The organism is Bacillus sp. LR--39, assembly GCF_053613335.1.
On sequence record NZ_JBSIOT010000442.1, the window covers coordinates 1 to 961 of the forward strand.

The 961-nt window shown below is 50.8% G+C and carries 2 protein-coding genes; both read right to left on the reverse strand.

The annotated features are described in order from the left end of the window. A partial coding sequence (locus ACWHAR_RS23935; RefSeq protein WP_452088046.1) for a hydantoinase B/oxoprolinase family protein occupies positions 1 to 266 on the reverse strand: 266 nt, incomplete at its 3' end. Beyond that, a partial coding sequence (locus tag ACWHAR_RS23940) for a hydantoinase B/oxoprolinase family protein (protein ID WP_452088047.1) occupies positions 263 to 961 on the reverse strand: 699 nt, incomplete at its 5' end. The genes ACWHAR_RS23940 and ACWHAR_RS23935, both read right to left, overlap by 4 nt.

Here is a 961-nt window from a genome sequence, read left to right on the forward strand (position 1 = left end):
TCCCCGGGGTGAAGATCATACCGAAAGGCGTCCAATAGATGGTCCACTGCGCCTACGACCGCATAAAGGTGAAGCGTACAGCCGGGGGCCTGCGCGACAAGGCGCGATTTTTTGCCGGAAAGGTCAAAGACGCCCGTCGTAAAATCATGCGCTTCGTTAAACAATGGTGAACGGGCCGTTCTCGTGACAGTGGCGCTCATTTCCCTGGCAACCGCATCAAGAGAACCGCCGACCACCTGTGATAAGATAAAGTCCTGATTGATCATAGCTGCTCCTCCTTTTGAGAGTACGTAAAGACGAGGAGGTTGCCTTTTTTCACATGTTGGTGTACCGTGCTTTCATAAAAGGTTTCGTCATGGTCTCCCGTTCTTGACAGAGACCCGTATTTTCCCCTTTCGCTAAAAGGCAGAAGAAGGTTGAAATAAATATCGTCCTCCTGGTTAAGCAGGGACACTTCCATTTCCTCCCCATTGTCCGTCCACTCCCGGGAAACCATTTTAAAACCGTGGTAAAGCTCCAATTCCTCCGCAGAGACAAGCATCCGTTGGCCAAATAAAGCAGGCGGTCCGAAGCCTTTTGAAGCTGAAGGATACCCGGGTGCGAGAACGATTGATTTTGTTTCGGCTCCTGTGCCAAGCTCCGGATAAAAAACGGCCTGCGGACCTGGCCCATAAATCGGCGGAAATTCTTCACTTGTGCCTTGTCCGTTTTGAATGGCTTTAAATACCGCTGCAGCGACGAAATGTCCGGTAATGCTTGGAGCTAGTGCTGTAGCTGCCGGAAATTCCGGATCTAGAATCGTTCCCGGCCTCGTCTTCGTTTGAAAAGGTTGAAGCGTTCCTTCATTGATCGGTATTTCATCGGCAATCCTTGCAAGAAACGGCCAAACGGCAAACGCCTTCGTTAAAGCGGCAGGTGAATTAACCGGCTTTACGGACTGCTCTGACGATCCGCTCAAATC